The organism is Kribbella sp. VKM Ac-2568, from assembly GCF_004345365.1.
GTDB lineage: Bacteria > Actinomycetota > Actinomycetes > Propionibacteriales > Kribbellaceae > Kribbella > Kribbella orskensis.
Genome location: NZ_SLVF01000007.1, coordinates 411,311 through 431,598, shown reverse-complemented (window position 1 = coordinate 431,598; position 20,288 = coordinate 411,311). Strand labels below are relative to the sequence as shown.

Sequence of the window (20,288 nt, the reverse complement as noted above, 5' to 3'; positions counted from 1 at the left end):
GCATTAATGCGCGTCAAGGTGTCATCGGTGGCAACTTCAGGCAATCTGATTCACAACCCGAGCCGCGCCGCCTTAGCCGCGGGGTCGGAGTCACCCGCCGAGTGCCGGGTCGTCGAGGTCACCCGCTGAGTACTGCGGCCAGCGTCGCCGCGGCGGGTCCGTCGATGTGGCCGTGCAGGAGCTCCGTGCGATGCACGAGCCGCGGTGCTTCGACAGCCAGCAGGGTGACGCCCGTCGACGGAGCGACAGATCGAGGCAGCACTGCGAGACCGTGGCCGGCGGCAACCAATGCGAGCAGGGTCAGCGTGTCCGTGCCCGGATAGGTGATCGACGCGCGCAGCCCGTCCGTCTCGGTCGCGGCGCGCAGGTCGGCCAACGGCGCGGCGATCTCCGGGGCGTCGATCCACCGGGCATCGACGAGATCATGCAGGTTGAGCCGCTTCCGCCGCGCCAGCGGGTGGTCGTCGGGGAGCGCCACCACTAGTGGTTCGTGGGCGATCGCGGTGGTTCGCCGCGCGCCGGTGTCGAACAATCTCAGCGGGTCGCTCGGCGCAGCGACTCCGTCGATCAACCCCAGGTGGAACTCCCCGGCCGCGACACCTTGAGCGACGGCCTCGCGCCCGGCGATCTCGAGGGTGACGCTGAGGCCCGGCATGCTTCGGCGGAGCTCGGTCAGCGCGCGGGCGGGTGACGCCGACAGTGGAGTTGCGCCGAGGACGAGCGACCCAGGTGGCTCTCCGACGGCTCTGAGGACATCCGCGCGGGCCGCGTCCAGCCGGAGCAGTATCGGGGCCGCGTGTTCGAGCAGGCGCTCGCCGGGGACCGTCGGAGTCACCGGTCGGCGGTGCAGGAGCGCAGTACCGAGGTCGTTCTCGAGGGCGGCGATGTGCTGGGAGACAGCGGACTGGGTGTAACCGAGTTTCCCCGCGGCGGCGGAAAACGAGCCGGACTCGGCGACTGCGACGAAGGTGCGCAGCAGGTGCGGATCCACGCCGATCAGTATCGCTTATCCACTGTGCAGAGATCATCGTTGGCGCTGATCTGGTCCGGGGACTCAGGATGAAGGCATGAACACTGCCTACACCGCCCGGATCGCGCTCGTCGGTGACCGTTCGCCGCACGTCCGCTCGCACGCGCGAGTGCCGGCGCTGCTGAACGGACTCCGTGAGCGGGAGCAGTTCGACCTCGACGTCTACTGGGTCCCGACCGCGCAGGTCGATTCGCTGGAAGGCTTCGACGGGATCTGGTTGCTTCCCGGCAGTCCGTACGAGAGTGAGGCGGGTGCGATCGCCGCTGTCCGCTGGGCTCGGGAGCAAATGGTTCCGTTCCTGGGGACGTGCGCCGGCTTCCAGCACGCCGTACTGGAGTTCGCGCGGAACGTCTGTGGGGCGACGCAGGTCCAGCACGGCGAAACTTCGCCGGACGCCGACGACCTGCTGATCGTCCCGCTGGCTTGCTCCCTCGTTGGGCACGAGGGCGCAGTCCAGGTCACGCCTGGAACTCTCGCCGCGTCCATCCTCGGGGTCGAGCGGTCAGCTGAGCGGTACCACTGCTCCTATGGACTGGACTCGACCAGGCTGGACCTGCTCCGTGACCACGGGCTCGTGTTCAGCGCCTTCGACGACGACGGCGACCCGCGGATCGCCGAGCTCCCGGGGCACCCCTTCTTCCTGGCCTCGCTCTTCCAGCCTGAGCTCGCGGGTGATCCCGCTCGGCCGCACCCGATCATCCAGGAGTTCGCCCGCGCGACCGCCCGGCACTCGGACGCCGGACGGTCAACCGCGGTAGCGCAACGCAGTACGGGCTAGGGGGCGCTGCGCTAGAGAGTGCGGGCTAGATGGTCGTGACGGGGCGAGGCTGGAGGCCGGCTTCGCGGTAGCAGGCGTCGATGAGTGCCATCGTGGCGACCGCGTCGTCGGCGTCGATCGGGAGCGGCGTGCCCTCGCGCAGGTGAGTGGCGAAGGCCTCGAGCTGGTAGGTGTACGAGGACTTGCGACCCAGGTGCTCGACCCAGGTGTCCTCCTTCGTCGTCACCGTGATCCGGTCGTCCAGGTGCGGCAGGACGAAGGAGGGTGCGAAGGCCTCACCTCGGCTGCCGATGACTCGGCAGCTGAAGTCGACCTGCTCGGCGGCCATGCTCGTCCGGACCGCGCCGGTCGCGCCGTTGGGGAAGACCAGGTCGGCGTTGAACCACTCGTCCACACCAGGGAGACGCTTGCGCTCACCGGCCCGGGCGGTCGCCACGGTCGGCAGGCCGCCGCCCCAGGGAGCCAGCATCCGCTGCGCGTGCAGGGCGTAACAACCGACGTCCATCACCGCGCCACCCGCGAGCGACAGCGACCAGCGCGGGTCGTCGTCGGCCGGCGGCGGCATCACCATGGTCGTCTCGACGTGCTGCAGCTCGCCGAGCTCGCCCTTGCTCAGCAGTTCATGCAGCCGTCGCGTGACCGGGTGGAAGACGTAGTGGAAGCCCTCCATCACGACGACGCCCTGCTCACGCGCCGCGTCCCGGACCTGCGCGGCCTCGGCGGCGTTGCTGGCCGACGGCTTCTCGGTCAGCACGTGCTTGCCCGCGGCAATGGCCTTCAGGTTCCACGGCCCGTGCAGCCCGTTGGCGAGCGGGTTGTAGATCACCTCGACGTCGGGATCGTTGATCACGTCGTCGTAGCCGGCATGGACCCGCTCGACACCGTGCTCGGCGGCGAACGCCTGAGCCCGTTCGGAGTCCCGGGCGGCGACCGCGACCAGCCGGGCGCCGGTCAGGCGGGCTGGTTCGACGATCGCCTTGCCCGCGATCCGGGCCGCGCCGAGAATGCCGATGCGAAGCGGTTCCATGCCTTCTCCCTTACTCAGATGTCATCCGTACGGCGGCGTACGGCGTGCTCGTCGAGGGCCTGCTGCAGACGGTCGTCCGGCCAGTCCTCCGCGAGGGCCTGCCGGACCAGGTCGGCCTGGGTCGGTGGAGCGAGTCCGCCGATCGGCTGGTCCCGGTCCAGGTTTGTCGGGAAAGCGTAGCCCTCTGCGCTCGCGGCGATGACGTTGTCCAGATCGAAGGCGTCATCCTGCCGCAGTGTCCGCAGTACGGGATAGAGGGTGACCGCCATCCGGACCCGGTCGACGCTCTCCATCGCCCGGCCGAAGGCGGACGAGATCTGCAGCAGGTTCGCCATCCGCTTGATGTCGGTCGTGTGGTTGGTGCCGGCCGCGTGGAAGAGCGCGGGGTTGAAGAACACGGCGTCACCCGTGGCCAACGGCAACTGAACGTGATGGGCGACGAAGTGCTCGCCGAACTCCGGCCGGCGCCAGGCCAGATAGCCGAGCTCGTACTTGTGCGAGTGCGGCAGGTAGAGCGTCGGCCCGCTCTCGACGGGCATGTCACAGTGTGCGACCGCCCCCTGCAGCGTCAGCACGCTGGACAGCTTGTGCACATGAGCAGGGTAGGCAGCGGCGACCTCGTTCGACTGGAATCCGAGGTGGTAGTCGCGATGTACGGTCTGACCTTCACCTCCCGGATTCACTACGTTCACCTGCGAAGTCACCTGGTACGCCGGTCCGAGCCAGGCCTTCGCCGTGAGAGCCAGCAGATCGTTGGCGTAGTAGGCGGCGAACACCTCGGGGGCCCGGATCGCGAGCTTCTCCAGCGCGTTCCAGACCCGGTCGTTCGCGCCCGGCTTGGCGAAGTGGTCGCCCGCGGCGGTGCCGGCCCGATGCTGGTCGTCGATCATCCGGTAGAACTCGGCGCTGGTGGCCTCGACCACGTCCTTGCCGAAGGCCCCCTTCAGCACCACGATGCCGGGCCCCTCACTGAACGCGCGGGTCAACTCCGCCTGCACCTGCAGCGGATCCTCCTTGCGCAGCCGGGGGGCGTCGTACAGCGGGACCTCCTGCACGATCTCCTCCGCGAACGGGTAGTCCGCAGGGTCGGTGTGGTCCTCGAGCACCTTCAGCAGATCTTGCAGGCGAGCGTCTGCGGGGTTCAGCCAGGTCATCGGTGGCTCCTCTCGTTGGAACTCAGCCTGGTGCTTCGCTGATGGGATTGGTACACCTGGAATCCGTCAAAAACCCGTCTTTGGGAGGTTGCCGCGTGGGACGTGCCTACCGGGTGCGGGACATCGCAGTACAGGCCGGGCTGAGCGAGACGACGGTCGACCGGGTGCTGAACGGCCGGGCCGGCGTAAGCGTCCGCGCGCAACGGCAGGTCGAGCAGGCGATCCGCGACCTCGACCGGCAGCAGTCCCAGGTCCGCCTCGGCGGTCGCACCTTCGTCATCGACCTCGTCATGCAGGCTCCCGCCCGCTTCTCCGGCGCCGTCCGTTCCGCTCTGGAAGGCGAGCTGCCCGGCCTCCGCCCCGCTGTGATCCGCGCCCGCTTCGCCCTCGACGAGACCGCGTCAGCTCCTGCGATGGTCGAGACGCTGGACCGCGTACGCCGCCGCGGCTCCCAGGGCGTCATCCTCAAAGCCCCCGACGAGCCCGAGGTCGTCGAAGCCGTGGACCTGCTCGTTGCCGCCGGCATCCCCGTCGTCACCCTGGCGACCGACCTGCCCACCAGCCGTCGAGCCGCCTACGTCGGCATCGACAACCGCGCAGCGGGCGCCACCGCGGCGTACTTCATCTCCCAATGGCTGGGCGATGCCCCCGGCAACATCCTGGCCACCCTCAGCCGCGACACCTTTCGCGGCGAAGAAGAACGAGAAATGGGCTTCCGTACGACGCTCCGCCGCCTCGCACCCGAACGCTCGCTGGTGGAGCTCAACAACACGGACGGCCTGGACACCACCATGCACGGCCTGGCCCTGGCCGCCCTCTCCGCAGACCTCACCCTCAACGCCGTCTACTCGATCGGCGGCGGCAACCGAGCCATCGTCGAGGCGTTCACTTCCCTCAACCGCCCCTACCGCTGCTTTGTCGCCCACGACCTGGACCCCGACAACCACGCCCTACTCCGCACCGGCGCCCTGACCCTCGTCCTCCACCACGACCTCCCCACCGACCTCCGCCGAGCCTGCCAAGCGCTCCTCCAGTCCCACCACCTCCTCCCCAACGCCCCCCACTCGCTCCCGTCCAACATCCACCCCATCACGCCCCACAACCTCCCCAACCGAACCCCCGTCTCCAACTGACACGGCCTTCGGTTGGCGTGTTCTCGAGCTCAGGTTGAGCTCGGGGCCGTGGTGCTGCGGGGGATCAAGTGGGGGGCTACTACTTCTTCGGTGGGTGGGGTCTTGGTGGTGAGTCTCACCGTTGCCCGTTCCACGGCCAGTTTGGCGAGGGCCGGCGTCGGTTGGGCGATGGTGGTGAGGTCGATGTGGGTGAGGGTGGCGAGGGTGGTGTTGTCGTAGCCGATGACGGAGAGGTCGTCGGGGACGCGGAGGCCGGAATCCCGGACGGTGTTGAGGAAACCCACGGCCGCTCGGTCGTTGAAGATGGTGGCGGCGGTGATCTCGCCGGGGTCCTTGAGGAAGGTCTGCGCGGCGTTGACGCCGGCGTCCTCGGTGGAGCCGCCAGGGAGGACTACCGGGGTCAGGCCGGCTCGCCGCATGGCGTTGCGATAGCCGGTACGCCGTTCCGTGGCTCCCGGCGCCTTGCCGCCATCCACGTGGAGGATGTTGCGATGCCCGAGGTCGATCAGGTGCCGGACGGCCTGGCGGGAGCCGTCGACGTCGTCGGTCCGTACTACGTCGACGCCGGCGGCCTTGACCTTGCGGGCTACGACGACCACGGGTTGATGCGTCGCCAGGTCTGCCAGCGCGGACGCGGAGAGTTGCGGGCCCAACAGGATCAGAGCTTCGCAACGGTAGTCCAGCAGCGACTGGACCGCCCGAGCCTCACTCCGGGTCCGGGCGACCGCACTGAGAGCGAGGTCGTAGCCGGAGGACTCGGCCGCGGCGTACAGAGCCTCGACCAGATCGCCTTGGAAAGGAGCCTGTACGTCGAAGGTGACACCGAGCAGGCGGGTGCGCGTCCGGCCGAGCAACCTGGCGCGGTGGTCCGGGTGATAACCGAGCGCGGCGCCGGCCTCCAGCACCCGGGCCCGGGTGGCCTCGCTGGCGCCGGGGGCGTCTCGGTAGACGATGGAGACGAGGGCTCGGGAGACACCGGCACGGGCGGCAACGTCCTCCATCGTCGGACGGCTCATCCCGAGAACTCCTTCGGATCGATACTTGACGAGCCCTATCAAAGCAGTGTTCGCTAGCCGGTGACTAGAGCGCTCTAGTAATTCACGGGAGGCGGGCGGCCATGCGGACAGACCACGGATTGCAGGTGATTCGTACGGCATTGATCGGTGCCGGGCGGATCGGCACGATGCACGCGGGCAACGTCGCGCGCCGAGTCGCCGGCGCCGAGTTGGCAGCGGTCGTGGACCCGGTGGAGGAGGCGGCCCAGCGGCTCGCCGCGAAGTACGGTGCCAGGGCAACGGGTGACATCGACGACGTGCTGAAGGATCCCGACATCGACGCGGTGCTGATCACCTCCATCGCAGCGGTGCACAGCGAGCTGATCGTGCGGGCGGCCGAGGCGGGCAAGGCGGTCTGGTGCGAGAAGCCCGCCTCTCTGACGCTCGAGGAGATGGACCGCGCGATCGAGGCGACCCGGCAGGCGGGGGTGCCGTTCCAGGTCGGATTCAACCGAAGGTTCGCCGCGGACTTCGCGGCGGCGCGCAAAGCCGTCGTCGACGGCGAGATCGGTACTCCGCAGCTGATGCGCTCGCTCACCCGTGATCCGGGGTGGCCGGCCGGGCTCAGCAACGCCGCGAACGTGAAGCCCTGGACGATCTTCCGCGAGACCCTGATCCACGACTTCGACATGCTGCTCTGGCTGAACCCGGGAGCCGAGCCGATCGAGGTCTACACGAAGGCGGACGCGCTGGTCGTCCCGGAGTACAAGGACGGCGGTCTGCTCGACACCGCCGCCGTGATGATCACCTTCGACAACGGCGCGATCGCCACCGCCGAGGCCAACTTCTCCGCGCTCTACGGGTACGACGTCCGCGGCGAGGTGTTCGGCTCGAAGGGCATGGTCACCGCCGGGCGGCACGCGAACAGCCCGATGCTGCACTACGGCGAGCACGGCATCCGGCAGCACACGTTGCGAAGCGACGAGGAGATGTTCGTCGACGCCTACACCCAGGAACTGGAGGACTTCGCGGAGGCCGTTCGCAGCAAGGGGGTCCCGCCTGTCACTGGCGAGGACGCCCGCCGAGCGCTCGAAGTCGCGCTCGCCGCGATGAAGTCCCACGAAGAAGGCCGACCGGTGAAACTCGGCGCCGCCGTATGAGGCTCGCCGTCTGTGCGGAAATGATGTTCACCGACAAACCCTTCGTCGAACGCGTGGAGCGCATTCACGAGCGGGGTTTCGACGTGGAGATCTGGGACCACGCGACCAAGGACATCGCCGCACTGGTCAGCACCGGCGCTACATTTTCCTCGATGACGGGATACGTCCGCGGTTCTCTCACGTTCGACCAGGACGAACTGCTGAAGACCGCCGAGCAATCGATCGAGGTCGCGAAGGCCCTGAACTGCCCGCGGCTCAACCTGCACGGCACCGAACTGGGCGAAGGTGGCCTGCCCCGCGTACCGCAGTACGGGATGAGCGGGGAGATGTGGCTGACAGCAGCCAAGACGCTGACGCGACTGGCCGAACTCGCCGCTCGGCACGACCTGATGTTCGTGCTCGAGAATCTCAACACCGAGGTCGATCATCCGGGCGTGCCTTTCGCCAAAGCCGCGGACACCTACGCGTTGGTGAAAGCCGTCGATCATCCGAATCTGCGGATGATGCTGGACCTGTACCACGCCCAGATCGGCGAGGGGAATCTCATCTCCCTGCTCGAAAAGACGCTCCCTTATATCGGTGAGCTCCAGGTCGCCGACGTGCCCGGGCGGTGCGAGCCGGGCACGGGGGAGATCAATTATCCGGCGATCGCCGCCGCGCTCCGCAGAATCGGCTATTCCGGCACTGTCGGTCTCGAAGCCTTTGCACAAAGCGATAGTGAGCTCGCACTGCGCCGGTTCCGGGACGCATTCACAAACGAAGAGATCTGATCAAATCCGCGCTCTGACTCGACGGTAAGCCCCTGACACCCCAAGATGTGCCCATGAGCACCGTCCAGGTCAGCGTTGATCGCACCAGTCGCACTCCGCTTCACGTACAACTCGCGCAGCAGCTCGAAGCGGCGATCCAGGGCGGTGACCTCCCGGTCGGTTCTCGGCTCAGCAACGAGGTGGACCTCGCAGAGGCCTACGGTCTGAGCCGCCCGACGGTCCGGCAGGCGATAGCCCGGCTGGTCGATCAAGGACTGCTCGTACGCAAGCGCGGCGTCGGCACGCAGGTGGTGGGCAACTCAGGCCAGGTACGGCGCTCACTGGAGCTCACCAGCCTGTACGACGACCTGTCGGCGGCGCACCGCAAACCGCAGACAGACGTGCTGCGCTTCGGCATCGTGCCGGCGAGCGCAGAGGTGGCTACCGCCTTGCAGTGCGAGCAAGGAGACCGCGTACTGCGCCTGGAGCGGCTCCGCAGGGCTGACGGCGAACCGCTGGCGCTGATGCGCAACTGGCTGCCGCCGGAGGTGCTCGACACGGATCCGAACACTCTGGCCGAGCGAGGGCTCTACGAGCTGCTCAGAGCCGAGGGAGTCCGCCTGAAGGTGGCGCACCAGACGATCTCGGCCCAGCCCGCCACACCAGAGCAAGCCCGGCTCCTGATGGAAGAGCCGGGCTGTCCGCTGCTGGCGACCACGCGGATCACCTACGACGATCACGGGCGTGCGGTGGAGTACGGGTCGCACCTGTTCCGCGCTTCCCGCTACGCCTTCGAACACACCCTCGTCCATCGCTGATCCACCCCTCAGAGGACCAGCGACGGACGAGGGCGAGCCTTACCTCGTCCCGGTACCGGGGAACTTCCAGGCCTTGTCGTTGGCCATCGCCATCAGCTGGTCCGGGGTGAACGCGGGCTTGACCCGGGTGTGCCTGGCGTCCTTCTCCTGCGGGCCGTTGTAGCTCGTCATGCCGATCATGCGGCCGTCCGGGTAGTGGATCTCGACGCGGTTGGCGAGGACCCCGTTGACCTTCTGGCGCGCGTCGGAGTACGAGGGATCGTCCTTCACCCAACCGACCACGGCACCGTCCGACCGGACCTGGCAGTGCGCGATACCTTCCGGTCCGCACTTGGTGACGGGCTGCTCGTACGAGACGAACACGTCGATCCGCGACAACCCCTTGCCGTCATTGATCACGTAGGCCGCACCGTTGTGGCCCGCGGTACCGCCGCCCCACGTCTCCGGCCTGGTGAGGGTCAGGTCGCGCGGCAGCAGTTTCTTCAAGTTGTGCAGGGTCTGCTGCACCGGCACGACCGGCTTCCCTGCGCCGGGCGACTTCGGCTCGGGCTTGGTCGGACCGGTTGTCGGCACCTTCTGCTGTAGCGGGAACCGCCAGGTCTGGCTGTCCGCGATCGTGATCAGCTGTTCCACGGAGAGCGCCGGCTTCGCGCGGGACTTGTCGACGCCCTTCTCCTCCGCGGCGTTGAAGCTGATCAGGCTGATCGACCCGCTGCTGGGCCGGACGATGGTGACCGAGTTCCGGAGCACCCCGCCCGGATTCCCTTCCCCGTAAGTGGGTCCGTAGGCCTCCACGCTGATGAGTGATCCGTCCGGGCGCGTCTTGCAGGTTCCGGGATCCATGGCGCAGGTGCCGTCCGCACCGGGCGCGGTCACACCGAGCGAGATCTTGGACGGCCCATGACCGTCGTCAACGACGACAGATGCGCCATGGAAGCCGTTGCCTCCCCAGGACTGGGGCTTGGTGACCTTCAGATTGGCCGGCAGGAGCTTCATCAGCGTCGCCAGCGTCTCCTTCTGGGTGACCGGACCTGTCGCTTCCTCCGTAACCGACTGACCGGCCGTGCCGGCGGCGGGTGCCTCGCCCGTACCGCCGAACAGTTGGGTGCCGCCGATGACGATGCCGGCGGTCGCCAGTACTGCGCCCGCGCCGGTGAAGCTGAGCAGGGCGGTCCGGCGGCGGCGCAGGATGGTGCCCCGGCGCATGCCGCGTTCGACCAGGTCGGTGGACTCGGGTTCGAGGTTCTCGGTGGCCCGGCGCATCAGGTCGGGCAGGGTGTCGTTCAAGTTGTTCATCGGACTGTCTCCTGGGACGTCAGGTCAGAGTGCGATCAGGTGGACGGCGTCGTCACCGAGGACGGCCCGGAGCCGGTCCAGCGCCCGGGAGGTCCTGGTTCTGATCGCACCGGCGTTCTTGCCGAGATCGAGCGCGACCTGTTCGACGCTGCGATCTTCGAAGAACCGCAGCACCAGCACCGCACGATCGAGAGGGGCGAGCTCGGCCAGCGCCTGCTGCAGCGACAACCGCAGTTCGACGTCGCCGGGGCGTTCGGCCCGGTCCGGCAGCGCCGACGTGGGTTGCTCGGTCCAGCTGCGCCGGCGGCGCTGCGAGATGAACGTCCGCACCAGCACGGTCTGCGCGTACGCCGGTGGGTTGTCGATCCGCTGCAGGCCCCGCCAGGCGCGGAACATCTTGGCGAGCGTCTCCTGGACCAGGTCCTCGGCGTGGTGCCGGTCGCCCGCCAGCAGCCAGGCCGTCCGGTACAGATGAGGCGTCCGCGCCCTGGCGAACTCCTCGAAATCATCCGTCGTCGGTCTCATCACTGCCTTCCGTCGTGGTCTCACTCTCTACGACGCCCCGGCTGGACCTGCGTGTTACACCCCGGTCGGGACGATCAGGGGACGGCGGGAGTGCGGCGGATTGCAACAAGGTGCAGTCGGCTGGACCTAAGCGTGAGCGAGTGGATACGTTCTGTGAGCTTGTGCCGAATCAGGGTTATCCACAGGCAGCAGGGATCGGGTTGGCGCCGATACACCCTGGGTTGCGAGGATGGTCGCGCACAGTGACCAGTAGGGTCACCGGTCGAGACGTCAACTGGGGAGACGATGACAGCCGACAGACTTGCCGCGCGCCGGTCCGGCTGGAGTGGTGCGGTCGAACTCATCGACGCGCAGGTCCGCGACGTGGTCCGGCGCGAGGGCATCGACCCGCTGCGCGACCCCGGCGCGGTGAATGCCATCGTCGCGATGGTCGTGAAGGAGTACGACGAGCGCAGCCTGACCGGGATCGTGCCGCCGATCGGTGATGTCGAGGCGGTCAGCCGCGAGGTGCACGACCGGGTGGCCGGGTTCGGCCCGCTGCAGCGCTATCTCGACGACCCGGCGGTCGAGGAGATCTGGATCAACGAGCCGAGCCGGGTGTTCATCGCCCGCGAGGGCCGGCACGAACTGACCACCACGGTGCTGACCGAGGAGGAGGTCAGCGATCTGGTCGAGCGGATGCTGAAGACGACCGGGCGGCGGATCGACGTGTCCCAGCCGTTCACCGACGCGCGGCTGCCGGACGGGAGCCGCGTGCACATCGTGCTCGGCGGCATCACCCAGCGGTACGCGGCGATCAACATCCGTAAGTTCACCGTCCGCGCGACCCGGCTGGCCGACCTCGTCTCGCTCGGCTCGCTGACCCCGCACGCGGCCGCGGTGCTTGATGCGGCTGTTGCCTGCGGCCTCAATATCCTCGTCTCCGGCGGCACCCAGGCAGGCAAGACCACGATGCTCAACGCGCTGGCGGGTTCGATCCCGGGCAGCGAGCGGGTGATCAGCTGTGAAGAGGTCTTCGAGATCAAGCTGCCGATCCCGGACTGGGTCTCGATGCAGACCCGGCAGGCCGGCCTCGAAGGCACCGGCGAGGTGCGGCTGCGCGACCTGGTCAAGGAGTCCCTGCGGATGCGGCCGTCCCGGGTGATCGTCGGCGAGGTGCGCGGTGAGGAATGCCTCGACCTCCTGCTGGCCCTGAACAGCGGACTTCCCGGCATGTGCACGATCCACGCCAACTCGGCGCGCGAGGCGCTGACGAAGATGTGCACCCTGCCGTTGCTGGCCGGGGAGAACATCGGCTCACGGTTCGTGCTGCCGACCGTGGCGGGCTGTGTCGACCTGGTGGTGCACCTCGGACTCGCGGCCGACGGGCATCGGCGGGTCCGGGAGATCGTGGCCGTGAGCGGCCGGATCGAGGATCAGGCGATCGAGACCGAGACGCTGTTCGGCACCATCGACGGACACCTGCGTCGCGCCGAAGGGCAGTTGCCGCATCCGGAGCGGTTCCAGCAAGCGGGTTACTCGCCTGCCGGGTTGCTCACCGAGTTGCCGCGGGGTGTGAGCTGATGGGACTCCTTCTCGGCCTCTTCTTCGGTATCGGCCTGCTGCTGATCATCTGGACCTTCGTCGCGCCCGCTGACGCCAAGCCGCGCACCGAAGGCCGCCTGACCGGCCGGAGCCGAGAGTTGCTCGCGAGCGCCGGAGTCGAAGGCGTGACCCCTTCGGCCTTCATCGGTGCCTGCTTCATCACGGGCTTCGTGGCGTTCGTCCTGATGTTCGTCGTCTCGGCGACGCTGCCGATCGGGTTGATCTTCGGGATCATGGCGGGTGGCGTGCCGGTGGCCTTGCTCAAGAGTCGCGCTCGCCGGAGGCTGGCCGAGTTCCGGGAGCTTTGGCCGGATGTGGTGGACAACATCGCGTCCGCAGTACGGGCCGGTCTGTCCTTGTCGGAGGCGCTTGCTCAGGTCGGGGAGCGCGGGCCGTTGCCGTTGCGGGAGCCATTCAGGAGGTTCGGGGCCGACTACGCGTCGACTGGCCGGTTCGCGGATTCGCTGGATCGGCTGAAGGCGCGGCTGGCCGATCCCGTCGGCGACCGGGTGATCGAGGCGTTGCGGATCGCCCGCGAGGTCGGTGGCGGTGACCTCGGCCGGTTGCTGCGGTCGTTGTCGAGCTTTCTGCGGGACGATGCCCGCACTCGGTCCGAGTTGGAGTCGCGGCAGTCCTGGTCGGTCAACGGTGCGCGGGTCGCGGTGGCGGCTCCCTGGCTCGTGCTGGCGATGTTGTCGTTCCAGGGTGACGTGATCCAGCGGTACAACTCACCGGTCGGCGCCTTGATCATCGGGATCGGCGCTGTCGTCTGCGTCGTCGCCTACCGCGTGATGCTGCGGATCGGTCGACTGCCTGAGCCCGAGCGGGTGCTGCGATGAGTCCGGTCCTGGTCGGTGGGTTGCTCGGGGCAACGTTCGGGGCGAGCCTGCTGCTGATCGTGCGGCGGCTGCCGTTCCTGCGGAAGCCCTCCGTGGACGACCGCATCGGCCCGTACCTGCGGGACATCGACGGCTCGGACGTCTTCCTCGGCGTGGTCGACTCGGGCTCGCCCTTCTACGCGATCCTGCGGCTGTTCGGTCCGTCGCTCCGCGCCGGCGCGGTCCGCCTCGAGCGCATCCTGGGCGGAGCGACCTCCATCCGGCGGCGACTGGCCCGGGCCGGGATCGACCGTACCGTTGAGGAATTCCGGATCGAGCAGCTGCTCTGGGGCGCCGCCGGCTTCGGCGGTGGACTCCTCATCGCGTTGGTTGCCCTGTCCCTCGGACTCGGCAATCCGGTCGGACTACTCGTCCTCTGCGGGATCCTCGCGGTACTGGGGGTGCTGTCGCGGGACACCTATCTGACCAGCCAAGTGCGGCGTCGGGAACGTCGCCTGCTCGCCGAGTTGCCTACTGTCGCAGAGCTCCTGGCGCTCTCCGTCGCTGCGGGCGAAGGACCCGCCGCAGCTCTCGATCGCGTGGCTCGCTCGTGTCGTGGTGAGTTGGCCGACGAGTTGCATCGGGTGCTCTCGGAGACCCGTGCGGGTGATCCGTTGGTGCGGGCTCTCGACGCGCTGGCTGACCGGAGCGGCCTGCTGGCCTTGACCCGATTTGCGGACGGCCTCGCGGTCGCTCTCGAGCGAGGGACCCCACTGGCCGACGTACTGCGGGCGCAGGCGGGCGACATCCGTGAGTCGAGCAGACGGGAACTGATCGAATCCGGCGCGCGCCGGGAAGTAGCCATGATGGTTCCGGTGGTCTTTCTCGTGCTGCCGGTGACGATCGCCTTCGCCTTCTATCCGGGTGCTGTCGGAATCCGGCTGATCGCCGGATGAACTGAGGAGATGCCATGTCACTGTTGCTGACCAGACTGTTCCTGACTCTGGTGATGAAGCCGCGGCCGAGTCGCCAGGAGCGCGGCGACGTCCCCGGCTGGGTCCTCATCACCGTGATGACCGCCGGCCTGGTAGTAGCAATCTGGGGTCTAGCCGCCGACCAACTCAAGGAAATGCTCCAAAAAGCCCTGGACTCCGTAGCCAACAAGTGACTCCAGTCCCGGTCCCTGCGCTTAGCCGGCCCGTCCGCGTCCCATCGGATGGCCGGCCCACCAGCGTCCCCACCGGCATCCGACTTCTGCACGCACTGGGAAGCACTCGGCTCCTGCGCTTTCTTCGAGTCAGCCGGTCCACCCGTGGTATCGGCTCACTCCGCCTACGGGGTGAGCGGGGGTCGGCGGTGGTGGAGTTTGTGATGGTGGCGATGTTGGTGGTGCCGCTGTTCCTTGGCGTGCTGCAGGTGGGGTTGTTCTTGTATGTGCGGAACACGATCACGGCGGCTGCGTCGGAGGGCGCGCACTACGCGGCGGTGCTGAATCGTGAGCCGGTGGACGGGGAAGCGCGGACGCGGGAACTGGTCAGCGGCGTGGTGCGCAACGAACTGATCGAGTCGGTCGAGGGGCAGACGACGGACGTTGACGGGCAGCCGGGCGTGCTGATCGTCGTGAAGGCGCACATGCCGCCGCTCGGGTTGTGGGGGCCAGGCGTGGAGTTCACCGTCGAAGGGCACGCCGTCAAGGAGACGGGCGAATGAGCTGCCGACTTCCGGGCCTGGTGGTGCTGTGGATGTCGCCGTACCGGCGGGAGGAGAAGGGGAATGCGGTGGTGGAGTTCTCCTGGTTGGCGTTGTTGCTGTTGGTGCCGCTTGTGTACGTGATGCTCGGGGTGTTCGACGTGCAGCGGACCTCGTATGGGGCGACGGCGGCGACGCGGGCGGCTGGGCGGGCGTTCGTCATCGTGCCGGCCGGGCTCTCGGAGGATGATGCGCGGACTCGTGCGTTCGAGGCGGCGCGGCTCGCGATGAAGGACCAAGGGGTGGAGTTGAGCCCAGGGCAGTTGAAGATCAGCTGCAATCCGGCGTGTTTGGAGCCTGGTTCCACCGTCACGGTTGAGCTGGACGCCGAGGTGCCGTTGCCGTTCATCCCGGACGCGCTGGGTGGAGAGCGTCCGGCCGTCCATGTCAGCGCCTCGCACTCAGAGCCCTACGGCGACTACCGAGAAGCCAAGGGCAACGGATGACGACCGGTACGGCGTTCAAAGGGCGGCGGGGGGAGCGGGGGCAGATGACGGTTTTGATTGTTGGGTTTGCTGCGGTGATCTTGATGATGATCGTGGTGGTGACCGACATCTCGAAGGTGTTTCTGGTGCGGCGGGATCTGGATGCGACTGCTGACGGTGCGGTGCTTTCCGCCGCCAACGGGTTGGCGGCTGTCTATGCGCAGGCTGGTGCGAGTGGGAATGCGGAGATCGATCCGGAGGAAGCTCGCAGGCTCACCGCGGAGTACCTGGATTCCGTTGGTGCAGGCAACCGTTTCGACGGACTGGACTGGTCTGCCGATGTCACCGGGACCACCGTGACGGTCCAGCTGAGCTCATCGGTCGACCTCCCGTTCGAGCCACCCGGCTGGCAAGGCTCGGCAGAGATCGCGTCGGACGCGGCGGCCGTCGTACCAATTCGTTGACGGTCGCGTGGCAGGGCGGGTGTGCCCTCGGGCTGTGTGGGTTGTCGGGCACGATGGGGTGATGGATATCGATCTGGCGGGTCGGCGGGCGTTGGTTTCGGGGTCTAGTCAGGGGATCGGGCAGGCGATCGCGACCGAGCTCGCGCGGTCCGGGGCGTCCGTCGTCGTGAACGGCCGGAGCCAGGACAAGACCGAGCGGGCGGCCGAGGAGATCCGGAAGGAGGTGCCCGGGGCCGAGCTGATCCCGATCGCCGCGGACCTGGCGTCGGCCGAGGGTGCCGAGCAGCTCAAGGAGCAGGTCGGCGAGCTGGACATCCTGGTGAACAACCTCGGCATCTTCGGCGCGAAGCCGGTGCTGGAGATCGACGACGACGAGTGGCGCCGGTACTTCGAGGTGAACGTGCTGTCGGCGGTCCGCCTGATCAGGATGTACCTGCCGGGGATGATGGAGCGCGGGTTCGGGCGGGTGATGAACATCGCGAGCGACTCGGCCGTGGTGACCCCGCTCGAGATGGTGCACTACGGGATGACGAAGACCGCGTTGCTGGCGGTGACGCGGGGCTGTGCGAAGGCCGCGGCGGGGACCGGGGTGACCGTCAACTCGGTGATGGCCGGGCCGACGCACACGCCGGGCGTCGAGGACTTCGTCCACGAACTGGTCGGTGACGAGCTGCCCTGGGACGAGGCGCAGGCGCAGTTCATGAAGGAGCACCGCCCGTACTCATTGATCCAGCGGCTGATCGCGCCCGCCGAGATCGGCAACATGGTCGTCTATCTCAGCTCGGAACAGGCCTCCGCGACCACCGGCGGCGCAGTACGAGTCGACGGCGGCTACATCGACTCGATCCTTCCCTAGAAGACAGTCGGGTTGTCCTTCAGCCACTGCTCGAACGTGCGGCCGGCGTGGCCGGTCAGCCGTTCGACGGTGTGCTCGACCGGATGCGGTGTGCCGACGCGGGAGGCCCAGTAGGACATCAGGGACTCGAGCTGCGCGGGATTGCGCATGGTCGCCGCCATCTCCTCGCGAGCCTGGGCCGGGGTCAGCTCGACCTGCTCGATCGGTACGCCGGTGAGCTCGGTGATCAGGTCGATCTGACGACGTCGGGTCATCGACTCGGGCCCGGTCATCGGATAGCCGCGGCCGTCGTGCTCGGCCCCCGGGCCGTCCAGGAGCACCCTGATCGCCACGTCCGCGATGTCCTGCTCGTGGATGGGCGCTTCCTCGGCATCGAGGTACGGCAGCCGGATCTGGCCGGTGGCGCGGACCTGGTGCGACCAGTAGATCGCGTTCGTCATGAAGGTGCCGGGTTGCAGTCGGGTGCTCGCGAACGCGCCGCCGAGGATCAACCGCTCGACCACTAAGTGCGGATCACCCGCTCGGCCGCCGAGCTCGGATCCGGCCGCGGCGACCTCGTTGCCGGCCTGGGACGACATCGACGACAGCAGCACCACCTGCTTCACCCCAGCCGCCTCGGCCGCTTCGACGAACAACCCCGCGGTCGACGGATCGGAGTACAGGAAGACCTGGGAGATGTCCTTCAGGGCGGTGGACCAGGACGAGCCAGAGGCGGAGTCGAGGGCGACGGTGCCCGGGAGGTCGGGTTCGCGGCTGGCGACGCGGACCTCGCGACCGCTGGACACCAGGCCGGCGCGGACTGCACGGGCGATCTTGCCGCGACCACCGGTGATGAGGATTGTCATGGACTAGCTCCAAAAATGTAGTGACTACAAGAATGGAGGAAGTAAAGCATGGCGATCTAGAGTGTGTCCATGCAGAGCGAGGGGCGGCGGGAGCGGAAGAAGAAGCAGACGCGGCAGGCCATCTCGGACGTGGCGACCGGTCTGTTCATCGAGCGCGGGTTCGACGCGGTCACGGTGGCCGAGGTCGCCAAGGCGGCCGATGTCGCAGTGCAGACGGTGTTCAACCACTTCCCGACCAAGGAAGACCTGTTCTTCGACCAGACCGGCTGGTGGACCGGACCGGCTGAGGCGATCCAGCAGACCGCGCCCGGAGACGACGTCGTCGAGGCGCTGAAGCAGCACTATCAGAGGCAGATCCGCGAGCGGTTGCAATCGGGGCACCTGGCGACGTGGGCATCGTTCACCCGCACGATCGAGGAGAGCCCGGCGTTGCTCGCCCGGCGGCGGAAGAACGCGGAGGAGATGGAGGAGTTGATGGCCGCGGCCCTACTGGAACGCGATGATCAGCTTCGACCGCTAATGGCGCGGCTCATCGCCGCTCAGTACGCGGCCGCTCAGAAGGTGCTGGAGGCGGAGTTCGCCCGCTTCGTGCCCGACCGCCCCTCAGGAGTCCAGGTGGCCCACGCCGATGGTGCGCTCGAAGAAGCTGTCAACACTGTCTTCGAGGTCCTGCACCACGGCCTGACCCCCAGCGCGCCGGCCTGAGGTGCCGAGTCCCTGGCGCCGGCCTGAGGCGCTGAATTCCCGGCGTGGGGCCAGTGCCCCACGCCGGGAATCAGCACGTCGTCTCCGGCGCCCAGCCGGGCACCTCGCGGCGTTGGAGCAAAGGGCACGATGGAAAAGCATCGAGCCCTTCACTCCGCCTTGCGATGCACCCACCTGGACACCGGAGCCAACGCACTGATTCCCGGCGTGGGGCACGGAGCGGGTACGCTGCTTGGTTGTGGCTGGACCTGATTTCGACGCTGACCTGAAGCAACTCGACGCAACCCTGACCTCGATCGAGAAAGTGCTCGATCTGGAGGGCATGCGCCGAGAGATCGCCGACCTCGGCGAGCAGGTGGCCGCGCCCGACCTGTGGGACGACCAGGCGAACGCGCAGAAGGTGACGTCCCGGCTGTCCAGCCTGCAGGCCGACCTGGAGCGGGTCACCAAGCTGCGCAGCCGGATCGACGACCTCGGCGTGCTGATGGAGATGGGTCGCGAGGAGAACGACGCGGACACGCTGGCCGAGGCGGAGAAGGAGATCGGCGCGCTGACCAAGCTGGTCCAGTCGCTCGAGGTCCGCACCCTGCTGTCCGGCGAGTACGACGAGCGCGAGGCGCTGGTGACGATCCGGTCCGGCGCGGGTGGTGTCGACGCCGCGGACTTCGCCGAGATGCTGCAGCGGATGTACCTGCGCTGGGCGGAGCGGCACGGCTACGCCACCGAGGTGTACGACACGTCGTACGCGGAAGAGGCCGGGCTCAAGTCGACCACCTTCGGCGTCAAGGCGCCGTACGCCTACGGCACGCTGAGCGTCGAGTCGGGCACGCACCGGCTCGTCCGGATCTCGCCGTTCGACAACCAGGGCCGCCGGCAGACCTCGTTCGCCGCGGTCGAGGTGGTCCCGGTGCTCGAGCAGACCGACGAGATCGACGTGCCCGAGGAAGAGCTGCGGATCGACGTGTACCGGTCGTCCGGCCCGGGTGGTCAGAGCGTCAACACCACCGACTCGGCGGTCCGGATCACCCACATCCCGACCGGCACGGTGGTTTCCTGCCAGAACGAGAAGTCGCAGCTGCAGAACAAGGCCAGCGCGATGGTGATCCTGAAGGCGAAGCTGCTCGCGCTGAAGAAGGCCGAGGAGCGGGCCGAGATCGACGCGCTGCGCGGTGACGTCCAGGGCTCGTGGGGCGACCAGATGCGCTCCTACGTGCTGCACCCGTACCAGATGGTCAAGGACCTGCGCACGCTGTACGAGTCGGGCAACACCAGCGGGGTCTTCGACGGCGAGATCGACGAGTTCATCGAGGCCGGCATCCGCTGGCGCCGCACGGGCCAGACGGCCGCCGAGCAGAACTAGTACTGCGCTCGCGGCGGTCCAGGTAGTCGTGATCCGAGAAGATCTCCGCGCGGACTGCGGCAGCTGCTACGGACTCTGCTGCGTCGCGCTGACCTTCTCGAAGTCCGCCGACTTCGCGATCGACAAGGACGCGGGCGAGCCGTGTCCGAACCTGCAGGAAGACTTCCGCTGCGGCATCCACAGCAAGCTCCGCCCAGCGGGCTTCCAGGGCTGCACGGTCTACGACTGCTTCGGCGCCGGGCAGAAGATCTCGAAGCTCGCCGGCAGCAGTTGGCGCGAGCAGCCGGGCCAGCAGATGTTCGAGGCGCTGCCGATCATGCGGCAGTTGCACGAGCTGCTCTGGTATCTGGCGGAGGCCCTCGAACGCCCGGAGACCAAGTCGATCCACCCCGACCTGCGAGCCGCGAGCGACCGGATCGAGAAGCTCACCCTCGAGCCCGATGTGACGACGGTCGACCTGCCCGGCGAGCGCGAGGCGGTCAACGAACTCCTGCTGCGGACGAGCGCCCTGGTTCGCGGCAAGCAGAGCAAGAAGAAGGAGCGCCGCGGAGCCGACCTCTTCGGGGCCAGACTCCGCGGCGCGGACTTCAACTCCGCCAATCTCCGAGGCGCTTACCTCATCGCGGCCGATCTGAGGGACGCCGATCTCCGGAAGGCCGACCTGATCGGCGCCGACCTGCGGGACACCAACCTCGAAGGCGCGGATCTCAGCGGTGCCCTGTTCCTCACGCAGTCCCAGGTCAACGCGGCTCGCGGCAATCAAGCCACCAAGCTGCCCACCGCGCTGAACCGGCCGTCGCACTGGAACTAGTGCCAG

General features: G+C 68.0%; 23 protein-coding genes. 16 read left to right on the top strand and 7 right to left on the bottom strand.

Features of this window, described 5'->3' with window-relative positions:
* Window positions 1-118: 118 nt before the first annotated feature.
* On the bottom strand, window positions 119-991 hold the full coding sequence (locus EV648_RS22925; protein WP_132295265.1) for a LysR family transcriptional regulator: 873 nt from the start codon (window positions 989-991) through the stop codon (window positions 119-121).
* 76 nt (window positions 992-1,067) lie between these two features.
* On the opposite strand from EV648_RS22925, the gene EV648_RS22920 reads away from it, so the two are divergent.
* Window positions 1,068-1,808, top strand: a complete 741-nt coding sequence (locus EV648_RS22920; protein WP_132295262.1) for a hypothetical protein — start codon at window positions 1,068-1,070, stop codon at window positions 1,806-1,808.
* A gap of 25 nt (window positions 1,809-1,833) precedes the next feature.
* Here the strand turns inward: EV648_RS22920 and EV648_RS22915 are convergent, their stop codons facing one another.
* Window positions 1,834-2,835 (bottom strand): Gfo/Idh/MocA family protein, encoded by a 1,002-nt coding sequence (locus EV648_RS22915; protein WP_132295259.1) that lies wholly within the window; start codon window positions 2,833-2,835, stop codon window positions 1,834-1,836.
* Between the two features lie 14 nt (window positions 2,836-2,849).
* The gene (locus tag EV648_RS22910; RefSeq protein WP_132295256.1) at window positions 2,850-3,989 is read right to left on the bottom strand and encodes a phytanoyl-CoA dioxygenase family protein; all 1,140 of its coding nucleotides are present in this window, start codon (window positions 3,987-3,989) and stop codon (window positions 2,850-2,852) included.
* Window positions 3,990-4,084: 95 nt separating this feature from the next.
* On the opposite strand from EV648_RS22910, the gene EV648_RS22905 reads away from it, so the two are divergent.
* Complete coding sequence (locus tag EV648_RS22905; RefSeq protein WP_132295253.1) at window positions 4,085-5,122, top strand: LacI family DNA-binding transcriptional regulator; 1,038 nt, start codon at window positions 4,085-4,087, stop codon at window positions 5,120-5,122.
* A 29-nt stretch (window positions 5,123-5,151) separates the two neighbouring features.
* Here the strand turns inward: EV648_RS22905 and EV648_RS22900 are convergent, their stop codons facing one another.
* Complete coding sequence (locus EV648_RS22900) at window positions 5,152-6,138, bottom strand: LacI family DNA-binding transcriptional regulator (protein WP_132295250.1); 987 nt, start codon at window positions 6,136-6,138, stop codon at window positions 5,152-5,154.
* Window positions 6,139-6,239: 101 nt separating this feature from the next.
* On the opposite strand from EV648_RS22900, the gene EV648_RS22895 reads away from it, so the two are divergent.
* The 3 genes from EV648_RS22895 to EV648_RS22885 are packed head-to-tail and all read left to right on the top strand — an operon-like array spanning window position 6,240 to window position 8,844.
* On the top strand, window positions 6,240-7,277 hold the full coding sequence (locus EV648_RS22895) for a Gfo/Idh/MocA family oxidoreductase (protein WP_132295247.1): 1,038 nt from the start codon (window positions 6,240-6,242) through the stop codon (window positions 7,275-7,277).
* A gap of 20 nt (window positions 7,278-7,297) precedes the next feature.
* Complete coding sequence (locus tag EV648_RS22890; RefSeq protein ID WP_241995501.1) at window positions 7,298-8,047, top strand: TIM barrel protein; 750 nt, start codon at window positions 7,298-7,300, stop codon at window positions 8,045-8,047.
* A gap of 53 nt (window positions 8,048-8,100) precedes the next feature.
* Window positions 8,101-8,844 (top strand): GntR family transcriptional regulator, encoded by a 744-nt coding sequence (locus EV648_RS22885; protein ID WP_132295241.1) that lies wholly within the window; start codon window positions 8,101-8,103, stop codon window positions 8,842-8,844.
* A gap of 39 nt (window positions 8,845-8,883) precedes the next feature.
* On the opposite strand, the gene EV648_RS22880 is transcribed toward EV648_RS22885, so the two are convergent.
* Window positions 8,884-10,140 carry a hypothetical protein gene (locus tag EV648_RS22880; RefSeq protein ID WP_132295238.1) on the bottom strand — a complete coding sequence of 419 codons (1,257 nt, stop codon included), beginning with the start codon at window positions 10,138-10,140 and terminating at the stop codon, window positions 8,884-8,886.
* 24 nt (window positions 10,141-10,164) lie between these two features.
* Window positions 10,165-10,665 carry a SigE family RNA polymerase sigma factor gene (locus EV648_RS22875; RefSeq protein ID WP_132295235.1) on the bottom strand — a complete coding sequence of 167 codons (501 nt, stop codon included), beginning with the start codon at window positions 10,663-10,665 and terminating at the stop codon, window positions 10,165-10,167.
* Between the two features lie 285 nt (window positions 10,666-10,950).
* Between EV648_RS22875 and EV648_RS22870 the strand changes: the two genes are divergently transcribed.
* The 8 genes from EV648_RS22870 to EV648_RS22835 all read left to right on the top strand — a co-directional run bounded on the left by EV648_RS22870 (window position 10,951) and on the right by EV648_RS22835 (window position 16,561).
* Window positions 10,951-12,228 carry a CpaF family protein gene (locus tag EV648_RS22870; RefSeq protein ID WP_132295232.1) on the top strand — a complete coding sequence of 426 codons (1,278 nt, stop codon included), beginning with the start codon at window positions 10,951-10,953 and terminating at the stop codon, window positions 12,226-12,228.
* Window positions 12,228-13,088: a type II secretion system F family protein gene (locus EV648_RS22865; protein ID WP_132295229.1), complete on the top strand. Its 861-nt coding sequence runs from the start codon at window positions 12,228-12,230 to the stop codon at window positions 13,086-13,088. The genes EV648_RS22870 and EV648_RS22865 overlap by 1 nt, the downstream gene beginning before the upstream one ends.
* Window positions 13,085-14,023 carry a type II secretion system F family protein gene (locus EV648_RS22860; protein WP_132295226.1) on the top strand — a complete coding sequence of 313 codons (939 nt, stop codon included), beginning with the start codon at window positions 13,085-13,087 and terminating at the stop codon, window positions 14,021-14,023. Before EV648_RS22865 ends, EV648_RS22860 begins: the two co-directional genes overlap by 4 nt.
* A gap of 14 nt (window positions 14,024-14,037) precedes the next feature.
* Complete coding sequence (locus EV648_RS22855; RefSeq protein ID WP_132295223.1) at window positions 14,038-14,235, top strand: hypothetical protein; 198 nt, start codon at window positions 14,038-14,040, stop codon at window positions 14,233-14,235.
* 188 nt (window positions 14,236-14,423) lie between these two features.
* A complete protein-coding gene (locus EV648_RS22850) occupies window positions 14,424-14,777 on the top strand; it encodes a TadE family protein (protein ID WP_255512858.1) in 354 nt (117 codons plus the stop codon).
* A complete protein-coding gene (locus EV648_RS22845) occupies window positions 14,774-15,262 on the top strand; it encodes a hypothetical protein (protein ID WP_199234755.1) in 489 nt (162 codons plus the stop codon). The genes EV648_RS22850 and EV648_RS22845 overlap by 4 nt, the downstream gene beginning before the upstream one ends.
* Window positions 15,259-15,705: a Tad domain-containing protein gene (locus EV648_RS22840; RefSeq protein ID WP_241995499.1), complete on the top strand. Its 447-nt coding sequence runs from the start codon at window positions 15,259-15,261 to the stop codon at window positions 15,703-15,705. Before EV648_RS22845 ends, EV648_RS22840 begins: the two co-directional genes overlap by 4 nt.
* A 61-nt stretch (window positions 15,706-15,766) precedes the next feature.
* Entirely contained in the window at window positions 15,767-16,561 is a 795-nt protein-coding gene (locus EV648_RS22835; protein ID WP_132295217.1) for an SDR family NAD(P)-dependent oxidoreductase, read from the top strand.
* Here EV648_RS22835 and EV648_RS22830 read toward each other — a convergent pair.
* Complete coding sequence (locus EV648_RS22830) at window positions 16,558-17,406, bottom strand: NAD(P)H-binding protein (RefSeq protein ID WP_132295214.1); 849 nt, start codon at window positions 17,404-17,406, stop codon at window positions 16,558-16,560. The two genes, EV648_RS22835 and EV648_RS22830, sit on opposite strands and share 4 nt — an antisense overlap.
* 69 nt (window positions 17,407-17,475) lie before the next feature.
* Between EV648_RS22830 and EV648_RS22825 the strand changes: the two genes are divergently transcribed.
* From EV648_RS22825 to EV648_RS22815, 3 genes are all read left to right on the top strand, one after another.
* Window positions 17,476-18,111 (top strand): TetR/AcrR family transcriptional regulator, encoded by a 636-nt coding sequence (locus EV648_RS22825; RefSeq protein ID WP_132295211.1) that lies wholly within the window; start codon window positions 17,476-17,478, stop codon window positions 18,109-18,111.
* A 238-nt stretch (window positions 18,112-18,349) separates the two neighbouring features.
* Entirely contained in the window at window positions 18,350-19,471 is a 1,122-nt protein-coding gene (gene prfB, locus EV648_RS22820) for a peptide chain release factor 2 (protein WP_132295208.1), read from the top strand.
* A gap of 28 nt (window positions 19,472-19,499) precedes the next feature.
* Window positions 19,500-20,282 carry a pentapeptide repeat-containing protein gene (locus EV648_RS22815; protein WP_132295205.1) on the top strand — a complete coding sequence of 261 codons (783 nt, stop codon included), beginning with the start codon at window positions 19,500-19,502 and terminating at the stop codon, window positions 20,280-20,282.
* Window positions 20,283-20,288: the final 6 nt, after the last annotated feature.